This is a genomic window from Streptomyces sp. NPDC001851 (assembly GCF_040297165.1).
GTDB lineage: Bacteria > Actinomycetota > Actinomycetes > Streptomycetales > Streptomycetaceae > Streptomyces.
Genome location: NZ_JBEOYR010000001.1, coordinates 602,192 through 620,068, shown reverse-complemented (window position 1 = coordinate 620,068; position 17,877 = coordinate 602,192). Strand labels below are relative to the sequence as shown.

Here is a 17,877-nt window from a genome sequence, read left to right as displayed (position 1 = left end):
GGTTTCATTGCTTTCACCCACCCAGGCGAACTGCAGTACGGCGAAGAGGAGCGGTACGTGAGCGAGAGCAGTGCGGAGGCCGTGGCGGACGTCGTCGCCTCGGCGGCCGCCGCCTCCGCCGCGGGGGCGGCCGGGAGCTGGCGCAGGGCGACCGGCATCGCCGGTGCCGCGATAGGCGTGCTCGCCGCGGGCGCGGCGGCCGGCGTCGCCATCGAGCGGATGACGGTGGGCCGGGGCATGCGCAGGAAGGCCCGGCTGGCGCTGGACTCCGCGGGCCCCTACGGCACCCTGCGCGGCACCCCCGGCAAGGCGCACGCCGACGACGGCACCGAGCTGTACTACGAGGTCGACGAGGTCGAGCCCGACCCCGGGCCGAACGTCTCCCCGCGCCGGCGCCGCCTCTTCGGCCGCAAGGCCCCCGCGCCCGTGACCGTCGTCTTCTGCCACGGCTACTGCCTCAGCCAGGACTCCTGGCACTTCCAGCGGGCGGCCCTGCGCGGGGTCGTACGGACCGTGCACTGGGACCAGCGCAGCCACGGCCGCTCCGGGCGGGGCGTGGCCCAGACCCGGGACCGGATGCCGGTCACCATCGACCAGCTCGGCCGCGATCTGAAGGCCGTCCTCGACGCCGCCGTACCGGAGGGGCCGATCGTGCTGGTCGGCCACTCGATGGGCGGCATGACCATGATGGCCCTCGCCGCCCAGTACCCCGAGCTGATCCGGGAGCGGGTCGTCGCCACCGCCTTCGTCGGCACGTCGTCCGGGCGGCTCGGGGAGGTCAACTTCGGGCTGCCCCTCGCCGGCGTCAACGCGGTGCGCCGCATCCTCCCCGGGGTGCTGAAGGCGCTCGGGCAGCAGGCGGAGCTGGTGGAGAAGGGGCGCCGGGCCACCGCCGATCTGTTCGCCGGGATCATCAAGCGGTACTCGTTCGCGGGACGGGACGTCGACCCGGCCGTCGAGCGGTTCGCGGAGCGGATGATCGAGTCCACGCCGATCGACGTGGTCGCCGAGTTCTACCCGGCCTTCACCGACCACGACAAGACCGAGGCACTCGCCCGCTTCCAGGACATGCCGGTGCTGGTGCTGGCCGGCGTCCAGGACCTGGTCACGCCCAGCGAGCACAGCGAGGCCATAGCCGACCTGCTGCCCGACGCCGAGCTGGTCCTCGTCCCGGACGCCGGGCACCTGGTGATGCTGGAGCACCCGGAAGTGGTCACCGACCGCCTCGCCGACCTGCTCACCCGTGCGGGTGCGGTTCCCGCAGGGGCTACCGTTACTGGCTATGGAAGCACCAGCAGCACCGCACAACCCCGCTGAGACCCGGCTGACGATCACCGCGCCCGAGCAGATGCGGGAGCTGGGGCGCCGGCTGGCCAAGCTGCTGCGCGCGGGTGACCTGGTCATGCTCAGCGGCGAGCTGGGCGCGGGCAAGACCACGCTGACCCGTGGGCTCGGCGAGGGGCTCGGCGTGCGCGGCGCGGTCACCTCACCGACCTTCGTGATCGCCCGTGTGCACCCCTCCCTCGGCGGCGGCCCGCCGCTCGTCCACGTGGACGCCTACCGGCTCGGCGGCGGCCTGGACGAGATGGAGGACCTGGACCTCGACGTGTCGCTGCCCGACTCGGTGATCGTCGTCGAGTGGGGCGAGGGCAAGGTCGAGGAACTGACCGAGGACCGCCTCCAGGTCGTCATCCACCGCGCCGTCGGTGACACGAGCGACGAGGTGCGGCACGTGACGCTGACGGGGCTGGGCGAGCGCTGGGCGGACGCGGGTCTGGAGACGCTCACGGCCTGACCGGCGGTGGCTTTCCGACAAGCCGTCGGCAACATATTGCGCAGGGCGTCACGGGCGTGGTCACATGGTACCCAGCCCGTGGTTAGGCGTACCTAACTACACCCGCCCCCGCACGTCAGGAGGCGCCATGCCCGAACCCCGTTCCGCGGCAGCCGCGGGGGTGTCCATGCGTGACCTGCTGGCGTCCTGTGCGGCGGCGAAGACGGTCTCCACACCGCCCCGGGCGGCGGAGGCGCGCCCCGAAGGGCCGCGGGGCCCGGTGGAACACGCGGCGACCGCCGCGCGGGCGCGACCGGTCCTGACGGCGCCTCGGTCACCCGACGGCACCACCCGGCACTGCGCCTAGTGCCCCAACAGGCGGCACTAGCGAATCACCACGACCCGCACCCCGATGGTGGCGAAGTCCCACATCGCATCGCCGTCCGCCCGTGTCTCCCGGATCCCGCCGGTCCTCGCACCCGGGTCGGCCGCCGCCCGCGGAGCGGTCGCCGCGCTGAACCCGATCGCCAGCCCCGCCACGCTGGTGAACCGCACGACGTGCTCGACGGGAACGCCGTCGGAGCCGGTGACCGCGCTCGAACGGGACGTGACCCAGTACGTGCCGACCGGCGGGTCGATGCTGCCCGGGTTCACCCGGAACGTGCGCTGCACCCGGTTCGTCTCGCCGACCAGCCAGACCCGGTCGTCGTCCAGCGAGTACACGACCCGTTCGCCCAGGCCCGAACCGCGTGGCAGGGCGGTCGGGTCGCGGCGGTCGCGGGGCGCCTTGCCGGCCGCCGTCAGGGGCGGTGCGCCCGCCGCGGGCCGGACGCCCAGGTTCGCCGGCGCCGTCGCGTGGGCCTGGTAGGCGAGGAAGCCGACGGCTCCGAGGGCCGCCGCGGTGAGGGCGGCCACGATCCCCGAGCTGGTCCCTGCCACGTGCGCCCACCTCCACCTCGGGTCATATGTCGTACTTCGTACAGGCAGACCGTAGCAGCCGGTGGCCGTCCGACCCGGACGGCCATGCGGGAGCCGTGGGCGCCGTAGGCTGTTTGCGTGCTCTTGCTCGCTCTGGATACCGCAACGCCCGCCGTCACCGTCGCGCTGCACGACGGCACGGACGTCATCGCCTCGTCGAGTCAGGTGGACGCGCGCCGGCACGGTGAGCTGCTGCTGCCGGCCGTCGACCGTGTACTCGCCGAGGCCGGACTCAAGCTGGACGCCGTCACCGGCGTCGTCGTCGGCACCGGGCCCGGCCCCTACACCGGTCTGCGCGTCGGTCTGATGACCGCCGACACCTTCGGCCTCGCCCTCGGCGTCCCGGTGCACGGCGTGTGCACGCTGGACGGCCTCGCCTACGCCGCCGACATCGAGAAGGGCCCCTTCGTCGTGGCGACCGACGCCCGGCGCAAGGAGGTCTACTGGGCGATGTACGCCGACTCCCGGACCCGGCTGACCGACCCGGCCGTGGACCGGCCGGCCGACATCGCCGAGCGGGTCGCCGGTCTCCCGGCGGTCGGCGCCGGTGCGCTGCTCTACCCGGACACGTTCCCGAGCGCCCACGAGCCCGAGCACGTCTCCGCCGCCGCCCTCGCCTCGCTCGCGGCCGAGAGGCTGGCCGCCGGAGAGGAACTGCCGGCCCCCCGCCCGCTGTACCTGCGCCGCCCGGACGCGCAGGTCCCCAAGAACTACAAGGTGGTCACCCCGAAGTGACCGTACGACTGCGCGAGATGCGCTGGTGGGACATCGACCCGGTCCTGGAGCTGGAGAAGGACCTGTTCCCCGAGGACACCTGGTCCCGGGGCATGTTCTGGTCCGAGCTGGCCCACTCCCGGGGGCCGGAGGCGACCCGGCGTTACCTCGTCGCCGAGACCGACGGCCGTATCGTCGGCTACGCGGGTCTGGTCGCCGCCGGTGAGCAGGGCGACGTCCAGACCATCGCCGTGGCCCGCGACCTCCAGGGCACCGGTCTCGGCGCCCGCCTGCTGGCCGAACTGCTGCGCGCGGCGACCGCGTTCGAGTGCCAGGAGGTGATGCTCGAATGCCGGGTCGACAACGTCCGCGCCCAGAAGCTCTACGAGCGCTTCGGCTTCGAGCCGATCGGCTTCCGGCGCGGCTACTACCAGCCGGGCAACGTGGACGCCCTGGTCATGCGCCTGACCGACCCCTCCTCATCAGTACAAGGAACCGAGACCAATGGCTGACGAACCTCTCGTCCTCGGCATCGAGACCTCCTGCGACGAGACCGGCGTCGGCGTCGTCCGCGGCACCACCCTGCTGGCGGACGCCGTCGCCTCCAGCGTGGACGAGCACGCCCGCTTCGGCGGTGTCGTACCGGAGGTGGCGTCCCGCGCGCACCTGGAGGCGATGGTGCCGACCATCGACCGCGCCCTGAAGGAGGCGGGGATCAGTGCCAGGGACCTGGACGGCATCGCGGTGACCGCCGGTCCCGGTCTCGCGGGCGCCCTGCTCGTCGGCGTCTCGGCGGCCAAGGCGTACGCCTACGCCCTGGGCAAGCCCCTGTACGGCGTCAACCACCTGGCCTCGCACATCTGCGTCGACCAGCTGGAGCACGGCCCGCTGCCGGAGCCGACGATGGCCCTGCTGGTCAGTGGCGGGCACTCGTCGCTGCTGCTGTCCGAGGACATCACCTCGGACGTCCGGCCCATGGGCTCGACCATCGACGACGCGGCCGGCGAGGCCTTCGACAAGATCGCCCGCGTGCTGAACCTGGGCTTCCCCGGCGGCCCGGTCATCGACCGGTACGCGCGCGAGGGCGACCCGGAGGCGATCGCCTTCCCGCGCGGCCTGACCGGCCCGCGCGACCCCGCGTACGACTTCTCCTTCTCCGGCCTGAAGACCGCCGTGGCCCGCTGGATCGAGGCCAAGCGCGCGGCCGGCGAGGAGGTCCCGGTCCGTGATGTGGCGGCGTCCTTCCAGGAGGCCGTCGTCGACGTGCTGACCCGCAAGGCCGTCCGCGCCTGCAAGGACGAGGGCGTCGACCACCTGATGATCGGCGGAGGTGTGGCCGCCAACTCCCGGCTGCGCGCCCTGGCCCAGGAGCGCTGCGAGGCGGCCGGTATCCGGCTGCGCGTCCCGCGCCCCAAGCTGTGCACGGACAACGGCGCGATGGTCGCCGCGCTCGGCGCCGAGATGGTCGCCCGGAACCGGGCCGCCTCCAGCTGGGACCTGTCGGCCGACTCCTCCCTGCCGGTCACGGACCCGCACGTGCCGGGCAACCACGACCATGTGCACGAGGTCAGCAAGGAGAACCTCTACTCATGACCGTCGCCCTGATGTGGGAGGCCCGGGCGGCCGACGGGCGGGGCGCGGAACTGCTCGCCTGGGCGCGGGAACAGCGCCTGGCGGAGGAGCCGCTCAGGCGCGAGACCTTCCGGGCGCCGCAGGACCGGGTGCTGGTCATCACGTGGTGGGACGCGTCCTACGACGCCGGACTGCCCGAACTGCCCGAACCGGCACCGGAGTTGGTGTCCCGGCCCGTGCACCGCTGGCGGTTCGAGTCGGTGGCGGACGGCTGAGGTTGGCGGTCCCGGCCGGACTGCGCTATGATCATCACACAGCGAACGGCCGGAACGCCGAAATCGAGACATCGAGATCGGAACTCCGCCCCGGACGCAGTGCGTTGGTGGTCCAAGGAAAGACGTCCCGCTTCCTGCGGGGAGATGCAGGTGCAAGGCCTGCCCGGCGCTCCATCCGAAACCCGCCCCCGGTGCTCCGGGGGCGGGTTTCGCCGTTACGGCCGGCCTGCCCGCTGCGGCTGCACCGGCTCCGTCGGCGGGTGGGCGAGCTCCACCGCCGCCCGCCGCTCCTTGCGCTGCGCATATGCCATCAGTCCGAAGAGCACCGCCAGGAGCACGGCCGACGAGCCGGGCGTCCCCAGGTCCAGGCCGCCCTTGGCGACCGGCTTGGTGAGGAAGTCACCGGCCGTCGCGCCCAGCGGGCGGGTCAGGACGAACGCGATCCAGAACAGCAGGACGTTCGGCACCGCCGGGACCTTCATCAGCGCCACCAGCACCAGCAGCGCGCCGGTCACCAGGGCCGCACCGCCCAGGTAGCCGAGTCCCGAGCTGTCGGACAGGAAGTCGCCCATCGAGGTGCCCAGGGTGTTGGAGACCAGGATCGCCGACCAGAACAGGGCCTCGCCCCGGAAGGTGACGATCTCGGTGATCTGGAAGGTCATCCCGCTCAGCTTCCAGCCGAGGAAGATCAGCAGCAGGATGGAGACCAGGATCGCGGCGCCCTCCGGGTAGCCGAGGCCGAGACCCTGCGGGCCCCAGCCCAGCTTCGTCGCGCCGTTCGAAAGGTACTTGGCGCTGGCGTCCCGGTTCATGAAGTCGGACATGGTGGTGCCGGCCATGGAGGTCGACAGGATCACGGTCCAGTAGAAGAACGGGTTGTAGCGCGCGGAGCGCAGCTGGACCACCAGCGTCACCACGAAGACCAGGAACAGGGCGATGGTGGTGAGGAAGTAGCCCAGCTTGAGCGTCTGGGCGAACAGGTCGCCCGCGGTCTCGCCCAGGGTCGTCGCCGCGATCTTCATGATCCAGAACGCGAGCGTCACCTCGGGCAGCTTCTTCATCACGGATTTCGTCTCGGATGCGGTCGGCAAAGGTGCTCCTGTGAGGGGGTGTCAGATGATCGACGACCCTGCCAGGGGCAACCTGAAACCATCCTGAACGCCCGTGTCAGGGGTCTTGCGGAAGGGCGGCGGCTGTGCTGTTGCCGCCGCTTCCGCCGTGACTCCATACGTTCCACCCGGCCCCTGGGGTTCAATCGCTCCCCTGGGACACCTCCACCTCGCACCGCAGGCGCCGCCCGGCCCCCACCACCCGGGCCGGTCCCGTCAGCCGCAGCCGCGCCCGGTGCCGTACCTCCCCGCTGGACGCCGCCAGCCGCAGCTCCAGCGCGCCCGGTTCCACCACCCGCGCCCCCGTGCGGTCGGTGAAGGAGGAAAGGTCGGCGTGGAAGCGGAAGGTGATCCGGCGGGACTCGCCGGGCAGCAGCCCAACACGCTGGTAGCCGATCAGACGGACGTCCGGGCGGGTCACCGAGGCCACCGGATCGTGCAGATACAGCTGTACGACCTCCGCGCCGGCCCGGTCGCCCGTGTTGCGGACGCTGACGGAGAGGTCGTACGAACCGTCCGTCGGGACCTCGGCCTCGGGAGCCCGCACGTCCTCCCAGGCGAACGTCGTGTACGAGAGGCCGTGGCCGAACGGGTACAGCGGGGTCGGATCCAGGCTGCTCACCTCCCCGGCCAGGCCCAGCGGGGGCTGGAGATACGTCCAGGGCTGGCCGCCGGGCAGCCGGGGCACGCTCACCGGGAGGCGCCCGGAGGGGTTTACCCGGCCGGACAGCACCCCGGCCACCGCCGGGCCGCCCTCCTCGCCGGGGAAGAAGGCCTGTACGACCGCGCCGAGCCGGCCCTGCCAGCGGCCCAGCGCGTACGGGCGGCCGGTCAGCAGCACGAGGACCACCGGCACGCCGGTCGCCACCAGCGCGTCCAGCAACTCCGCCTGCACACCCGGCAGGCGCAGGTCCGCCACGTCGCAGCCCTCGCCGGAGGTGCCCCGGCCGAACAGGCCGGCTTGGTCGCCGAGCACCGCCACGCACACCTCCGCCTCCGCCGCCCGGGCCACCGCCTCCTCGAAGCCGGCGTCGTCCGGGTCCGTCACGCCGCAGCCTTCGGCGAACGTGACCTTGGCGTCCGGCAGTTCGGCGCGCAGCGAGTCCAGCAGGGTGGGGATCTCGATGCCGAGCGGGACATCCGGGTGGTGGGTGAGGACGTGGGAGGGGAAGGAGTAGCAGCCGAGCATGGCGAGCGGGTCCGCCGCGCGCGGGCCCACGACCGCGATCCGCGCGCCGGGGGCCAGCGGCAGCACGCCCCCGGGGTTGTCCAGCAGCACCACCGACTCCTCCGCGAGGCGCCGGGCCAGGGCGCGGTTCTCCGCCGAGTCCAGCTCGACCGCATCCTCCGGCTCCGGCCGCCAGTCCGCGTCCAGCAGGCCCAGCTCGCACTTCTGCCTGAGGACGCGCCGGGCCGCCCGGTCCACCAGGGCCTGGGGGATGCGGCCCTCGCCTACGGCCGTGACGAGTGGCGCGCCGTAGCACCTCAGGGTCGGCAGCTCGACGTCGATGCCCGCGGCCAGCGCCAGCCGCGCGGCCTCCGCCTCGTCCGCCGCGACCCGGTGCAGGGTCTTCAGGAAGCCGATGCCGAAGTAGTCGGCGACCACCGTGCCGGTGAAACCCCACTCCTCGCGCAGCAGTTCGGTCAGCAGACGCGGATCGGCGGAGGCGGGCACCCCGTCGGTCTCGGTGTAGGCCGCCATCACCGAGCGGGCCCCGCCCTCGCGCAGCGCCATCTCGAACGGCGGCAGCGTGATGTCCGCGAACTCCCGTACCCCCGCCCTCACCGGCGCCAGGTTCCGGGCACCGGCCGAGGACGCGTACCCGGCGAAGTGCTTGAGCGTGGCGATCACCCCGGCCGACTCCAGACCGCGCACATAGGCCGTGCCGATGGTGCCGACCAGGTACGGGTCCTCGCCGATCGTCTCCTCGACCCGCCCCCAGCGCGGGTCGCGGACCACGTCCAGGACGGGGGCCAGGCCCTGGTGGACGCCGGCCGCGCGCAGGTCCCGGCCGATGCGCCGGCCCATCTCCTCGACCAGCGCCGGGTCGAAGGCCGCGCCCCAGGCCAGCGGCACCGGGTACGCCGTCGCGCGCCAGGCGGTGAAACCGGCCAGGCACTCCTCGTGCGCGACGGCCGGGATGCCGAAGCGGCCCGCCGCGGCGATCCGGCGCTGGGCGCGGGCCAGGGCGCGGGCGGCGAGCGCCGGTTCCACGGGCGCGGTGCCGAAGGAGCGGGTCAGCTGGCCGAGGCCGAGGGTGATCAGCTCGTCCCAGTCGTGGTCGGCGGCCATCTCGCGCTGCAGCGGGGCGACCCCGTCGCCGTCCGTGGCGGCGCCCACCCACACGCCGTACAGCTGGGCGGCCTTCTCCTCCAGGGTCATCCGGGCGAGCAGGTCGGCCACGCGGGCGTCGGCGGGCAGGGCGGGGTCGCGCCAAGGAGCGGTGGTCATGGAACTCCCGTCACTCTGGCTGTCGCTCTCACAGAAGGGCAGTCTCGGATTTTTCGAATGTTTCGGAGTGAGTGCCGAATGTTCCGGAAAGCTATGGCGCACAGAGGCCTTCGTCAAGAGGTCCGGCGCGGATACGATCGCTGCCATGAAGCCTTCGAAGCCCGCAGAAACACAGACGGCGACCCTCGCCGAAATCGCCCGTGAGGCCGGGGTGTCGGCTCCGACTGTTTCGAAGGTCCTCAACGGCCGCGCCGATGTCGCCCCGGCCACCCGCACCCGGGTGGAGGAGCTGCTGCGCGCCCACGGCTACCGCCGCCGCCGCGCCGAGGCCTCCCGGTCACCCCTGCTCGACCTGGTCTTCCACGAGCTGGAGAGCGCCTGGGCGCTGGAGGTCATCCGGGGCGTGGAGAAGGTGGCCCGGGACGCCGGGCTCAGCGTCGTGCTGTCCGAGTCGGCCGGCCGGCTCACCCCGGGCCGGACCTGGGCCGACCAGGTGGCCGCGCGCCGCCCGCACGGCGTGGTGCTGGTGCTGTCCGGGCTCGACGAGTCCCAGCGGGCGCTGCTGACCAGCCGGTCCATCCCGTTCGTGGTGATGGACCCGGCCGGCGACCCGGGTCCGGACGTGCCCTCCATCGGCGCCACCAACTGGCAGGGCGGCCTCGCCGCCACCCGCCATCTGGTCGAGCTCGGCCACACCCGGATCGGCGCGATCAGCGGCCCGTCCCGGATGATGTGCAGCCGGGCCCGCCTCGACGGCTACCGCGCCGCCCTGGAGACGGCAGGCCTGCCCGTCGACCCCTCGCTGATCGCGGCCGGCGACTTCCACCACGACTCCGGCTACCGCCTGGGGCTGGAGCTGCTGCGCCGCCCCGACCGGCCGACGGCCGTCTTCGCGGGCAACGACCTGCAGGCGCTCGGGCTGTACGAGGCCGCGCGCGAACTGGGTCTGCGCATCCCGGAGGACCTCAGCGTGGTCGGCTTCGACGATCTGCCGGTGGCCCGCTGGGTCGGCCCGCCGCTGACGACCGTACGACAGCCGCTGACCGAGATGGCCGAGGCGGCGGCCCGGCTGGTGCTGGAGCTGGGGCGCGCGCAGGAGGAGCGGGCGGCGACGCGGGTCGAGCTGGCGACGAGCCTGGTGGTGCGGTCGAGCACGGCGCCGGTACCCCGTTCGGCCCGCTGACTCCCGGCACGCCATGAGGCGGAGGGGGCCCTCGGTGAAAAAAATCCTCGGCGAGTGTGTCGATCCGGGTGTCTCCCGTTCGACGCATGGGTGAGCGGCGGAGACAGGCTGCGCCGCCCGACCGAAGGAGCCACCATGCCCCGCTATCTCTCGCTCGTACGCGTCGACGAGTCCACCGCGCCCCCCGAGGGCCCCAGCCCCGAGCTGATGCAGCGGATGGGCGAGCTGATCGAGGAGATCACCAAGGCCGGCGTCATGCTCGACACCGCCGGGCTCACCCCGCACAGCCAGGGCAAGCGGGTCCGCTGGGAGGGCGGCAGGCTCTCCGTCACGGACGGGCCGTTCACCGAGTCCAAGGAGGTCGTCGGCGGCTATGCGCTCATGCAGTGCAAGGACATGGCCGAGGCGATCGAGTGGACCAAGCGGTTCCTGCAGACCCACGAGGAGTACTGGACCGTGACCTGTGAGGTCCGGGAGATCGCCGAGGGCTGAGCCGTCGCTGGCCCCGGGGCGCCCGGGGGTGTTGCATGGGGGGCTGTGGAACCACAGCCCCCCGAACCCCGGCCCCCCGGGCCTCAGCCCATCGAGCCACGGCCCACGGGGCTCCAGCCCATCGGGCGTGCCGAGTCGCGGCCCGCCGGGCTACGGCTTACCGGGTCTCAGCCCACTGAGTCGCGGCCAACCGGGCTCCAGCCCTTCCAGTCGCGGCCCACCGGCCTTCAGCCCACCGGGTCTCAGCCCACCGGGTCTCAGCCCCCCGGGCCACGGCCCACGGGGTCTCAGCCCACGGGGTCTCAGCCCACCACGCCTCAGCCCACGGGGCTCCAGCCCATCGGGCCTGCCGAGTCGCGGCCCACCGAGTCGCAGCCCATCCAGCCACGGCCCACCGGGCTCCAGCCCGCCCAGCCACGCCCCGCCGGCCCCGGCGCCGCGTATGCCATCGAGACCGTCTTCCGTCTGGAGTCGCCCCGCGTCATCGCCGGCGTGGCACGGATCGTCCGGGACGTCGGCATCGCCGAGGAACTGGCGCAGGACGCGCTGGTCGCCGCGCTGGAGCAGTGGCCCCGCGACGGTGTGCCCGACAATCCCGGCGCCTGGCTCATGGCCACCGCCCGGCACCGCGCCGTCGACCTGGTCCGGCGCCGCGAGACCTACGCCCGCAAGCTGCAGGAGATCGGCAGGGACCGCACGCTGTCGTCCCCGGCGCCGTACGACGAGCCCGCCGACCCGGACGGCATCGACGACGACCTGCTCCGGCTCGTCTTCACCACCTGCCACCCGGTGCTGTCCCCCGAGGCCCGCACCGCCCTCACCCTGCGCCTCCTCGGCGGCCTGAGCACCGCCGAGATCGCCCGCGCCCACCTCGTCCCGGAGCCGACGATCGCCCAGCGCATCGTGCGGGCGAAGCGGACCCTCGCCGCGAGGAACGTGGCCTTCGAGGTGCCCTGCGGCCCCGACCGCGAGGCCCGCCTCGACTCCGTCCTGGACGTCATCTACCTGGTCTTCAACGAGGGGTACGCGGCGACCGCCGGCGAGGACCTGCTCCGCCCCGGCCTGTGCGAGGACGCGCTGCGCCTGGCCCGCGTCCTGTCCGCGCTGATGCCCAAGGAGCCGGAGGTGCACGGCCTGGCCGCGCTGCTGGAGTTCCAGGCGTCCCGCACGGCCGCCCGCACGGGTCCGGACGGCGGGCCCGTGCTGCTCAAGGACCAGAACCGCCGCCGCTGGAACCGCATGCTCATCGCCCGCGGTGTCCAGGCCCTCGACCGGGCCCGCGCCACGGCGACCGGTGCCCCGGGCCGCTACGCCCTCCAGGCGGCCATCGCCGCGTGCCACGCCCACGCGTACACCTACGAGGAGACCGACTGGCGGACCATCGCCACCCTGTACGGCCTGCTGGCCGCCCGTGCCCCGTCCCCGGTGGTCGAGCTGAACCGCGCGGTCGCCGTGTCGATGGCCGACGGCCCTGCCGAGGGCCTGAAGCTGGTGGACGCCCTGGCCGCCGAACCCGCCCTGCGCGACTACCACCTGCTGCCCAGCGTCCGCGGCGACCTGCTGGCCCGGCTCGGCCGTACGGCTCAGGCCCGCGCGGAGTTCGAGCGGGCGGCCGCCCTGGCACGCAACGGAAGGGAACGGGAACTGCTGCTGCGCCGGGCCGACGAGGTGCCGTCCTAGGACCCTCGGGGCCGGGGGGCGGGGCCGCCCACGAGCATGGTGGGCGCCCCGGCGACCCTGGTGAGGAACACGGTCGCCGCGTTCGGCCCCTGCGGCTTGACCTTCCTGCGCAGTTCCTCCGGCTCGACCGCCGAACCCCGCTTCTTCACGGTCAGCGTGCCGACCTCGCGCTCACGCAGCAGGGCCTTCAGCTTCTTGACGTTGAAGGGCAGTTGATCGGTGATCTCGTAGGCCGAGGCGTACGGCGTGTGCCGCAGCCCGTCGGCGGTGACGTAGGCGATCGTCGGGTCGATCAGCCCGCCGTCCAGGTGTTCGGCCACCTCGGCGACCAGATGGGCGCGGATCACGGCACCGTCCGGCTCGTACAGGTACCGCCCCACCGGGCGCACCCCGGGATCGGGCAGGCCGCGGCCGAGCAGCGTGCGCGGGCCGGGCAGCAGCGTGGCGCGGACCGCCCCCGGCGTCCCCGTCCCGAACCACAGCACCGCCTCCTTCACATCGCCGCCGTCGGAGATCCACTCCGCCTCGGCCTCGGCGGGCACCGCCTCGTGGGGGATGCCCGGGGCGATCTTCAGCGCGGCCGTCCCGGCGGCCGAGGCGGCTGTCACCGCCCAGGACAGCGGTGGTGAGTAGGCCTCCGGGTCGAAGATCCGGCCGCGACCGCCCCGGCGCGCCGGATCCACGAAGACCGCGTCGTACCCGGCGGTGTCCACCTCCGTGACGTCCGCCTCGCGCACCTCGATCAGTTCCGCCAGCCCCAGCGCCTCGGCGTTCGCCCGCGCCACGGCGGCCGTCACCGGGTCCCGGTCCACGGCGAGCACCCGGATCCCCGCCCGGGCGAACGCGATGGCGTCCCCGCCGATCCCGCAGCACAGGTCGGCCACGGAGGTCACTCCGAGCCCCCTGAGCCGCTCGGCGCGGTATGTCGCCACACTCGTCCGCGTCGACTGCTCGACCCCGTTCGGCGTGAAGAACATCCGCCCGGCGTCCGCCGCCCCGAACTTCGCCGCCGCCCGCTGCCGCAGCCGGGCCTGGCCGAGCGCGGCCGACACCAGTTCGGCGGGATGGCCGCGGCGCAGCCGGGTGGCGACGGCGAGTTCGTCCGCCGGGGCGGTGTCGCGGACCTCGTCGAGGAGGGCACGGCCTTCGGGGGTGAGGAGCAGAGCGAGGTCGTTCACCGGGTCATTGTGGGCCAGTCGGTGGATCGTGCGCCTCCGGCGGCGGTGTCGGCCCGGGATCCGGGGGGTGGCCTGGGAGGATCCGGCACCATGCGACTAATCGTACAAAACGATAAAAACCAGAATCGGGTCGGGTGTTCGGTCCTCGCCCGCGGAGCCACCGCCCTGGCCTGCGCCGCCCTCCTCGCCGGCTGTGCCGGCCCCGGCGTGACCCGCCCCGCGTCCGGGCAGGGCGGCCCCGCGCACACCCTGAGTCCCCAGGCCCGCCGGGCCGCCGAACACGCCCGCCTGGTCGCCGCCGCCCGGCGCTGGGGACTGGACGAGGTCCCGCTGGCGCCGCCGCCCCCGCCCGCGAAGAAGCCGCACATCACCGCCCGGGCCGGCTTCGAGGTCGACCACCAGGAGGACTGGGAGCTGCCCCCCGTCTTCACCACGATCCCCACCCGGCAGAAGATCGTCTTCCTCACGATCGACGACGGTTCGGAGAAGGACCCGGAGTTCCTGCGGATGATGCGGGACCTGAAGATCCCGTACACCGCCTTCCTCAGCAACTACCTGGTCGAGGACGACTACGGCTACTTCCGCCGGATGCAGTCCTACGGCCACACCCTCAACAACCACACCCTGCACCACCCCTACCTGCCGGGGCTTTCCTACGAGGAGCAGCGGGACGAGATCTGCGGCATGCAGGACATCATGGAGAGGGAGTTCGGCAAGCGGCCGACGGTCTTCCGTCCGCCCTACGGCGACTACAACCAGGACACCCTGCGCGCCGCCAAGGCCTGCGGCATCCGCTACGCGCCGATCTGGAACGAGGAGGTCTTCGTCGACCACTGGGAGTACCGCGAGGACGACCAGAAGATGCGCCGCGGCGACATCGTCCTCACCCACTTCCGCGGCCGGTCCGACTGGAACGGCACGATGGTCGACGACATGCGCCGCTTCCTGAACAAGGTCACCCGCGAGGGCTACGCCGTGGCCCGCCTGGAGGACTACCTGTGAGCCACGGAGGCGGCGGCGCCCCGCGGCCGGCACCCGGAACGGCGGTCTCCCACACCGTGCGGGCACGGCTCTTCGGCGGTTTACGGCCCGGCGGAACGCGGGCTGTCCCGGGTGACGGGAAGCGGCACGTACCGCACCTCCGCACCAGGAGAACCAGCCCGCGCGCCGCCCGGCCCCCACTCGCCGAGGCCGGCCCGCGGGGGCCGCGGGCGGGGCGCGCGGGGGCCGGCTTCGGTGGCCGGCGGGCGGGTTCCGGGTGGCGTGCCGGGCGGAGGCCGGCCGCGCTGCTCGCCTCGGCGCTCCTCCTCACCGGCTGCGCCCAGTCCGTCGACCCCATCGAACGCCTCGGCATGAAGGCGGCCGAGGGCGTACACCCGCCCGGCCCCGCCCCCGACCGGACCTACCTCCGGTGGGGCCTGACCGAGCCCCTCGCCCGCCCACCGCGCCCCACCGCCCGCACGCTCGCCCTCACCCCGCACACCGCCGGCCGTGCCCTGCCCCGCGTCATGGACCATGTCCCCACCCACGACCCGGTCGTCTTCCTCACCTACGACGACGGCGCCGACAAGGACCCCCGCTTCGTCGACATGGTCCGCGAACTACGGCTCCCCGTCAGCATGTTCCTCACCGACAGCATCGCCGGCCCCGGCTACGGCCACTTCGCCCGCCTGCACCGGCTGGGCGCCGGCATCCAGAACCACACCCTCGACCACCGCGCGCTGTCCGGACTGCCCTACGCCGGCCAGCGGGCCGAGATCTGCGGACAGCAGGACCGGCTCGGCGCCCGTCTCGGCCTGCGCCCCCGCCTCTTCCGTCCGCCGTACGGCTCGTACGACGCCACCACCCTGCGCGCGGCGTCCGACTGCGGTATCTCCACGCTCGTCCTGTGGCGCGCCGCCATGACCCCCACCGACCTCGTCTACACCCACGGCGCGCACCACCTCCGCCCCGGCGACATCATCCTGATCGGCCCGGACGAGACAACGGGCCCCGGCCTGCGCGACCGCACCGCCCGGGCGCTCCGCAGGGTCCAGCAGCGGGGGCTGACGGTAGGCCGGCTGGAGGACTACCTCCCATGAGTCCGGCCGGGGGTCCGGGGGCGGCGACCCCCGGGGCGGCGGGGCGGACACCGGGCACCCGCACACTCCGCGCGCCCCCCTCTTCCGCCGACGCGCCGCACGGCATTGGCACTCCGCTTGACCGAGTGCTAACCGCAGTCATAGTCTCGGCTCTGGCACTCCCCACTGGAGAGTGCCAACTACGCGACGGGCAGGTCCGGCACCCGCGACGACGGATCGACCTGGTCGCCACCTCAGACAGTTAACCCCGTGAGATCTCCGAAGGGGGAGGTCGGATCGTGACGACCACCAGCTCCAAGGTTGCCATCAAGCCGCTTGAGGACCGCATCGTGGTCCAGCCGCTCGACGCCGAGCAGACCACCGCCTCTGGCCTGGTCATCCCGGACACCGCGAAGGAGAAGCCCCAGGAGGGCGCCGTCCTCGCCGTGGGTCCGGGCCGCTTCGAGAACGGCGAGCGCCTTCCGCTCGACGTCAAGGTCGGCGACGTCGTCCTGTACAGCAAGTACGGCGGCACCGAGGTGAAGTACAACGGCGAGGAGTACCTCGTCCTCTCGGCTCGCGACGTGCTCGCGATCATCGAGAAGTAGTCACCCCGAGCACATTTTGCTCTTGAGCTGCGCCCCTGGCCCCCGCGACCGATAACGAAGCCGGGCGCCCGGGGCGCAGTTGTCTTTCCACCCTAGATTTCGAGAGGGCTCCCGCTGTCATGGCGAAGATCCTGAAGTTCGACGAGGACGCCCGTCGCGCCCTCGAGCGCGGCGTCAACAAGCTGGCCGACACGGTGAAGGTGACGATCGGCCCCAAGGGCCGCAACGTCGTCATCGACAAGAAGTTCGGTGCCCCCACCATCACCAACGACGGTGTCACGATCGCCCGTGAGGTCGAGATCGAGGACCCGTACGAGAACCTCGGCGCTCAGCTGGTGAAGGAGGTGGCGACCAAGACCAACGACATCGCGGGTGACGGCACCACCACCGCCACCGTGCTCGCCCAGGCGCTCGTCCGCGAGGGCCTGAAGAACGTCGCCGCCGGCGCCTCCCCGGCCGCCCTGAAGAAGGGCATCGACGCCGCCGTCAAGGCCGTCTCCGACGACCTGCTGGCCACGGCCCGCCCGATCGACGAGAAGTCCGACATCGCCGCCGTCGCCGCGCTGTCCGCCCAGGACCAGCAGGTCGGCGAGCTGATCGCCGAGGCGATGGACAAGGTCGGCAAGGACGGTGTCATCACCGTCGAGGAGTCCAACACCTTCGGTCTGGAGCTGGACTTCACCGAGGGCATGGCCTTCGACAAGGGCTACCTGTCGCCGTACTTCGTGACGGACCAGGAGCGCATGGAGGCCGTCCTCGACGAGCCGCACATCCTCATCAACCAGGGCAAGATCAGCTCCATCCAGGACCTGCTGCCGCTGCTGGAGAAGGTCATCCAGGCCGGCGCCTCCAAGCCGCTGCTGATCATCGCCGAGGACGTCGAGGGCGAGGCCCTGTCGACCCTGGTCGTCAACAAGATCCGCGGCACCTTCAACGCCGTCGCGGTGAAGGCCCCCGGCTTCGGCGACCGCCGCAAGGCGATGCTGCAGGACATGGCCACCCTCACCGGTGCCACCGTCATCTCCGAGGAGGTCGGCCTCAAGCTCGACCAGGTCGGCCTCGACGTGCTCGGCTCCGCCCGCCGCGTCACCGTCACCAAGGACGACACCACGATCGTCGACGGCGCCGGCAAGTCCGAGGACGTCCAGGGCCGCGTCGCGCAGATCAAGGCCGAGATCGAGAACACCGACTCCGACTGGGACCGCGAGAAGCTCCAGGAGCGCCTCGCGAAGCTGGCCGGCGGCGTGTGCGTGATCAAGGTCGGCGCCGCCACCGAGGTGGAGCTGAAGGAGAAGAAGCACCGTCTGGAGGACGCCATCTCCGCGACCCGCGCCGCGGTCGAGGAGGGCATCGTCTCCGGTGGTGGCTCCGCCCTGGTCCACTCCTCCAAGGTCCTTGAGGGCAACCTCGGCAAGACCGGCGACGAGGCCACCGGTGTCGCGGTCGTCCGCAACGCCGTCGTCGAGCCGCTGCGCTGGATCGGCGAGAACGCCGGCCAGGAGGGCTACGTCATCGTCTCCAAGGTCAAGGACCTGGAGAAGGGGCAGGGCTACAACGCCGCCACCGGCGAGTACGGCGACCTGGTCAAGGCCGGCGTCATCGACCCGGTGAAGGTCACCCGCTCCGCCCTGGAGAACGCCGCCTCCATCGCCTCCCTGCTGCTCACGACCGAGACCCTGGTCGTCGAGAAGAAGGAAGAGGAAGAGCCGGCCGCCGCGGGCCACGGCCACGGCCACGCCCACTGAGCCGAGCGCTCCCGCGCGAAGGCCCGGCACCGTCACGGTGCCGGGCCTTCGCCCTGT

Annotated in this window: 18 protein-coding genes; 14 read left to right on the top strand and 4 right to left on the bottom strand. The window is 72.8% G+C overall.

What is annotated here, in order from left to right; all coding sequences use genetic code 11:
* The first annotated feature begins 57 nt into the window (after positions 1-57).
* From ABT171_RS02880 to ABT171_RS02870, 3 genes are all read left to right on the top strand, one after another.
* Entirely contained in the window at positions 58-1,317 is a 1,260-nt protein-coding gene (locus tag ABT171_RS02880; RefSeq protein ID WP_351239033.1) for an alpha/beta fold hydrolase, read from the top strand.
* The gene (tsaE, locus tag ABT171_RS02875; RefSeq protein ID WP_351239031.1) at positions 1,283-1,795 is read left to right on the top strand and encodes a tRNA (adenosine(37)-N6)-threonylcarbamoyltransferase complex ATPase subunit type 1 TsaE; all 513 of its coding nucleotides are present in this window, start codon (positions 1,283-1,285) and stop codon (positions 1,793-1,795) included. Before ABT171_RS02880 ends, tsaE begins: the two co-directional genes overlap by 35 nt.
* A 127-nt stretch (positions 1,796-1,922) precedes the next feature.
* Entirely contained in the window at positions 1,923-2,141 is a 219-nt protein-coding gene (locus ABT171_RS02870) for a hypothetical protein (protein ID WP_351239029.1), read from the top strand.
* A gap of 17 nt (positions 2,142-2,158) precedes the next feature.
* Here ABT171_RS02870 and ABT171_RS02865 read toward each other — a convergent pair whose 3' ends face one another.
* The gene (locus tag ABT171_RS02865; RefSeq protein ID WP_351239027.1) at positions 2,159-2,713 is read right to left on the bottom strand and encodes a hypothetical protein; all 555 of its coding nucleotides are present in this window, start codon (positions 2,711-2,713) and stop codon (positions 2,159-2,161) included.
* Positions 2,714-2,830: 117 nt separating this feature from the next.
* On the opposite strand from ABT171_RS02865, the gene tsaB reads away from it, so the two are divergent.
* From tsaB to ABT171_RS02845, 4 genes are read left to right on the top strand one after another with little or no spacing between them, the layout of a single operon-like run.
* Positions 2,831-3,487, top strand: a complete 657-nt coding sequence (gene tsaB, locus ABT171_RS02860; RefSeq protein ID WP_351239025.1) for a tRNA (adenosine(37)-N6)-threonylcarbamoyltransferase complex dimerization subunit type 1 TsaB — start codon at positions 2,831-2,833, stop codon at positions 3,485-3,487.
* Between the two features lie 17 nt (positions 3,488-3,504).
* Positions 3,505-3,978, top strand: coding sequence for a ribosomal protein S18-alanine N-acetyltransferase (rimI, locus tag ABT171_RS02855; RefSeq protein WP_351239133.1), 474 nt, complete (start codon positions 3,505-3,507; stop codon positions 3,976-3,978).
* Positions 3,971-5,059 (top strand): tRNA (adenosine(37)-N6)-threonylcarbamoyltransferase complex transferase subunit TsaD, encoded by a 1,089-nt coding sequence (gene tsaD, locus ABT171_RS02850; protein ID WP_351239023.1) that lies wholly within the window; start codon positions 3,971-3,973, stop codon positions 5,057-5,059. Before rimI ends, tsaD begins: the two co-directional genes overlap by 8 nt.
* Positions 5,056-5,313 carry a hypothetical protein gene (locus tag ABT171_RS02845; RefSeq protein WP_351239021.1) on the top strand — a complete coding sequence of 86 codons (258 nt, stop codon included), beginning with the start codon at positions 5,056-5,058 and terminating at the stop codon, positions 5,311-5,313. Before tsaD ends, ABT171_RS02845 begins: the two co-directional genes overlap by 4 nt.
* A gap of 215 nt (positions 5,314-5,528) precedes the next feature.
* On the opposite strand, the gene ABT171_RS02840 is transcribed toward ABT171_RS02845, so the two are convergent.
* Complete coding sequence (locus ABT171_RS02840; protein WP_351239019.1) at positions 5,529-6,404, bottom strand: COG4705 family protein; 876 nt, start codon at positions 6,402-6,404, stop codon at positions 5,529-5,531.
* A gap of 160 nt (positions 6,405-6,564) precedes the next feature.
* Positions 6,565-8,874 carry a beta-xylosidase/alpha-l-arabinosidase gene (locus ABT171_RS02835; protein WP_351239017.1) on the bottom strand — a complete coding sequence of 770 codons (2,310 nt, stop codon included), beginning with the start codon at positions 8,872-8,874 and terminating at the stop codon, positions 6,565-6,567.
* A 145-nt stretch (positions 8,875-9,019) separates the two neighbouring features.
* Between ABT171_RS02835 and ABT171_RS02830 the strand changes: the two genes are divergently transcribed.
* The 3 genes from ABT171_RS02830 to ABT171_RS02820 all read left to right on the top strand — a co-directional run bounded on the left by ABT171_RS02830 (position 9,020) and on the right by ABT171_RS02820 (position 12,229).
* The gene (locus ABT171_RS02830) at positions 9,020-10,057 is read left to right on the top strand and encodes a LacI family DNA-binding transcriptional regulator (protein ID WP_351239015.1); all 1,038 of its coding nucleotides are present in this window, start codon (positions 9,020-9,022) and stop codon (positions 10,055-10,057) included.
* Between the two features lie 135 nt (positions 10,058-10,192).
* Positions 10,193-10,549 (top strand): YciI family protein, encoded by a 357-nt coding sequence (locus ABT171_RS02825; RefSeq protein WP_351239013.1) that lies wholly within the window; start codon positions 10,193-10,195, stop codon positions 10,547-10,549.
* 378 nt (positions 10,550-10,927) lie between these two features.
* Positions 10,928-12,229 (top strand): RNA polymerase sigma factor, encoded by a 1,302-nt coding sequence (locus tag ABT171_RS02820; RefSeq protein ID WP_503073086.1) that lies wholly within the window; start codon positions 10,928-10,930, stop codon positions 12,227-12,229.
* On the opposite strand, the gene ABT171_RS02815 is transcribed toward ABT171_RS02820, so the two are convergent.
* Positions 12,226-13,407 carry a THUMP-like domain-containing protein gene (locus tag ABT171_RS02815; RefSeq protein WP_503072978.1) on the bottom strand — a complete coding sequence of 394 codons (1,182 nt, stop codon included), beginning with the start codon at positions 13,405-13,407 and terminating at the stop codon, positions 12,226-12,228. The genes ABT171_RS02820 and ABT171_RS02815 overlap by 4 nt on opposite strands.
* Before the next feature lie 90 nt (positions 13,408-13,497).
* Between ABT171_RS02815 and ABT171_RS02810 the strand changes: the two genes are divergently transcribed.
* The 4 genes from ABT171_RS02810 to groL all read left to right on the top strand — a co-directional run bounded on the left by ABT171_RS02810 (position 13,498) and on the right by groL (position 17,820).
* Complete coding sequence (locus tag ABT171_RS02810; RefSeq protein WP_351239011.1) at positions 13,498-14,409, top strand: polysaccharide deacetylase family protein; 912 nt, start codon at positions 13,498-13,500, stop codon at positions 14,407-14,409.
* Between the two features lie 284 nt (positions 14,410-14,693).
* On the top strand, positions 14,694-15,488 hold the full coding sequence (locus ABT171_RS02805) for a polysaccharide deacetylase family protein (RefSeq protein ID WP_351239127.1): 795 nt from the start codon (positions 14,694-14,696) through the stop codon (positions 15,486-15,488).
* A gap of 278 nt (positions 15,489-15,766) precedes the next feature.
* Positions 15,767-16,075, top strand: a complete 309-nt coding sequence (groES, locus tag ABT171_RS02800; protein WP_020132158.1) for a co-chaperone GroES — start codon at positions 15,767-15,769, stop codon at positions 16,073-16,075.
* A gap of 119 nt (positions 16,076-16,194) precedes the next feature.
* Positions 16,195-17,820: a chaperonin GroEL gene (groL, locus tag ABT171_RS02795; RefSeq protein WP_351239009.1), complete on the top strand. Its 1,626-nt coding sequence runs from the start codon at positions 16,195-16,197 to the stop codon at positions 17,818-17,820.
* The last annotated feature ends 57 nt before the right edge of the window (positions 17,821-17,877 follow it).

Excerpts from the sequence above, each read along its gene's own strand:
- tsaE (WP_351239031.1), top strand. The coding sequence starts at position 1,283 with ATGGAAGCACCAGCAGCACCGCACAACCCCGCTGAGACCCGGCTGACG.
- ABT171_RS02870 (WP_351239029.1), top strand. The coding sequence starts at position 1,923 with ATGCCCGAACCCCGTTCCGCGGCAGCCGCGGGGGTGTCCATGCGTGAC.
- rimI (WP_351239133.1), top strand. The coding sequence starts at position 3,505 with ATGCGCTGGTGGGACATCGACCCGGTCCTGGAGCTGGAGAAGGACCTG.
- tsaD (WP_351239023.1), top strand. The coding sequence starts at position 3,971 with ATGGCTGACGAACCTCTCGTCCTCGGCATCGAGACCTCCTGCGACGAG.
- ABT171_RS02845 (WP_351239021.1), top strand. The coding sequence starts at position 5,056 with ATGACCGTCGCCCTGATGTGGGAGGCCCGGGCGGCCGACGGGCGGGGC.
- ABT171_RS02835 (WP_351239017.1), bottom strand. The coding sequence starts at position 8,874 with ATGACCACCGCTCCTTGGCGCGACCCCGCCCTGCCCGCCGACGCCCGC.
- ABT171_RS02830 (WP_351239015.1), top strand. The coding sequence starts at position 9,020 with ATGAAGCCTTCGAAGCCCGCAGAAACACAGACGGCGACCCTCGCCGAA.
- ABT171_RS02825 (WP_351239013.1), top strand. The coding sequence starts at position 10,193 with ATGCCCCGCTATCTCTCGCTCGTACGCGTCGACGAGTCCACCGCGCCC.
- ABT171_RS02810 (WP_351239011.1), top strand. The coding sequence starts at position 13,498 with ATGCGACTAATCGTACAAAACGATAAAAACCAGAATCGGGTCGGGTGT.
- groL (WP_351239009.1), top strand. The coding sequence starts at position 16,195 with ATGGCGAAGATCCTGAAGTTCGACGAGGACGCCCGTCGCGCCCTCGAG.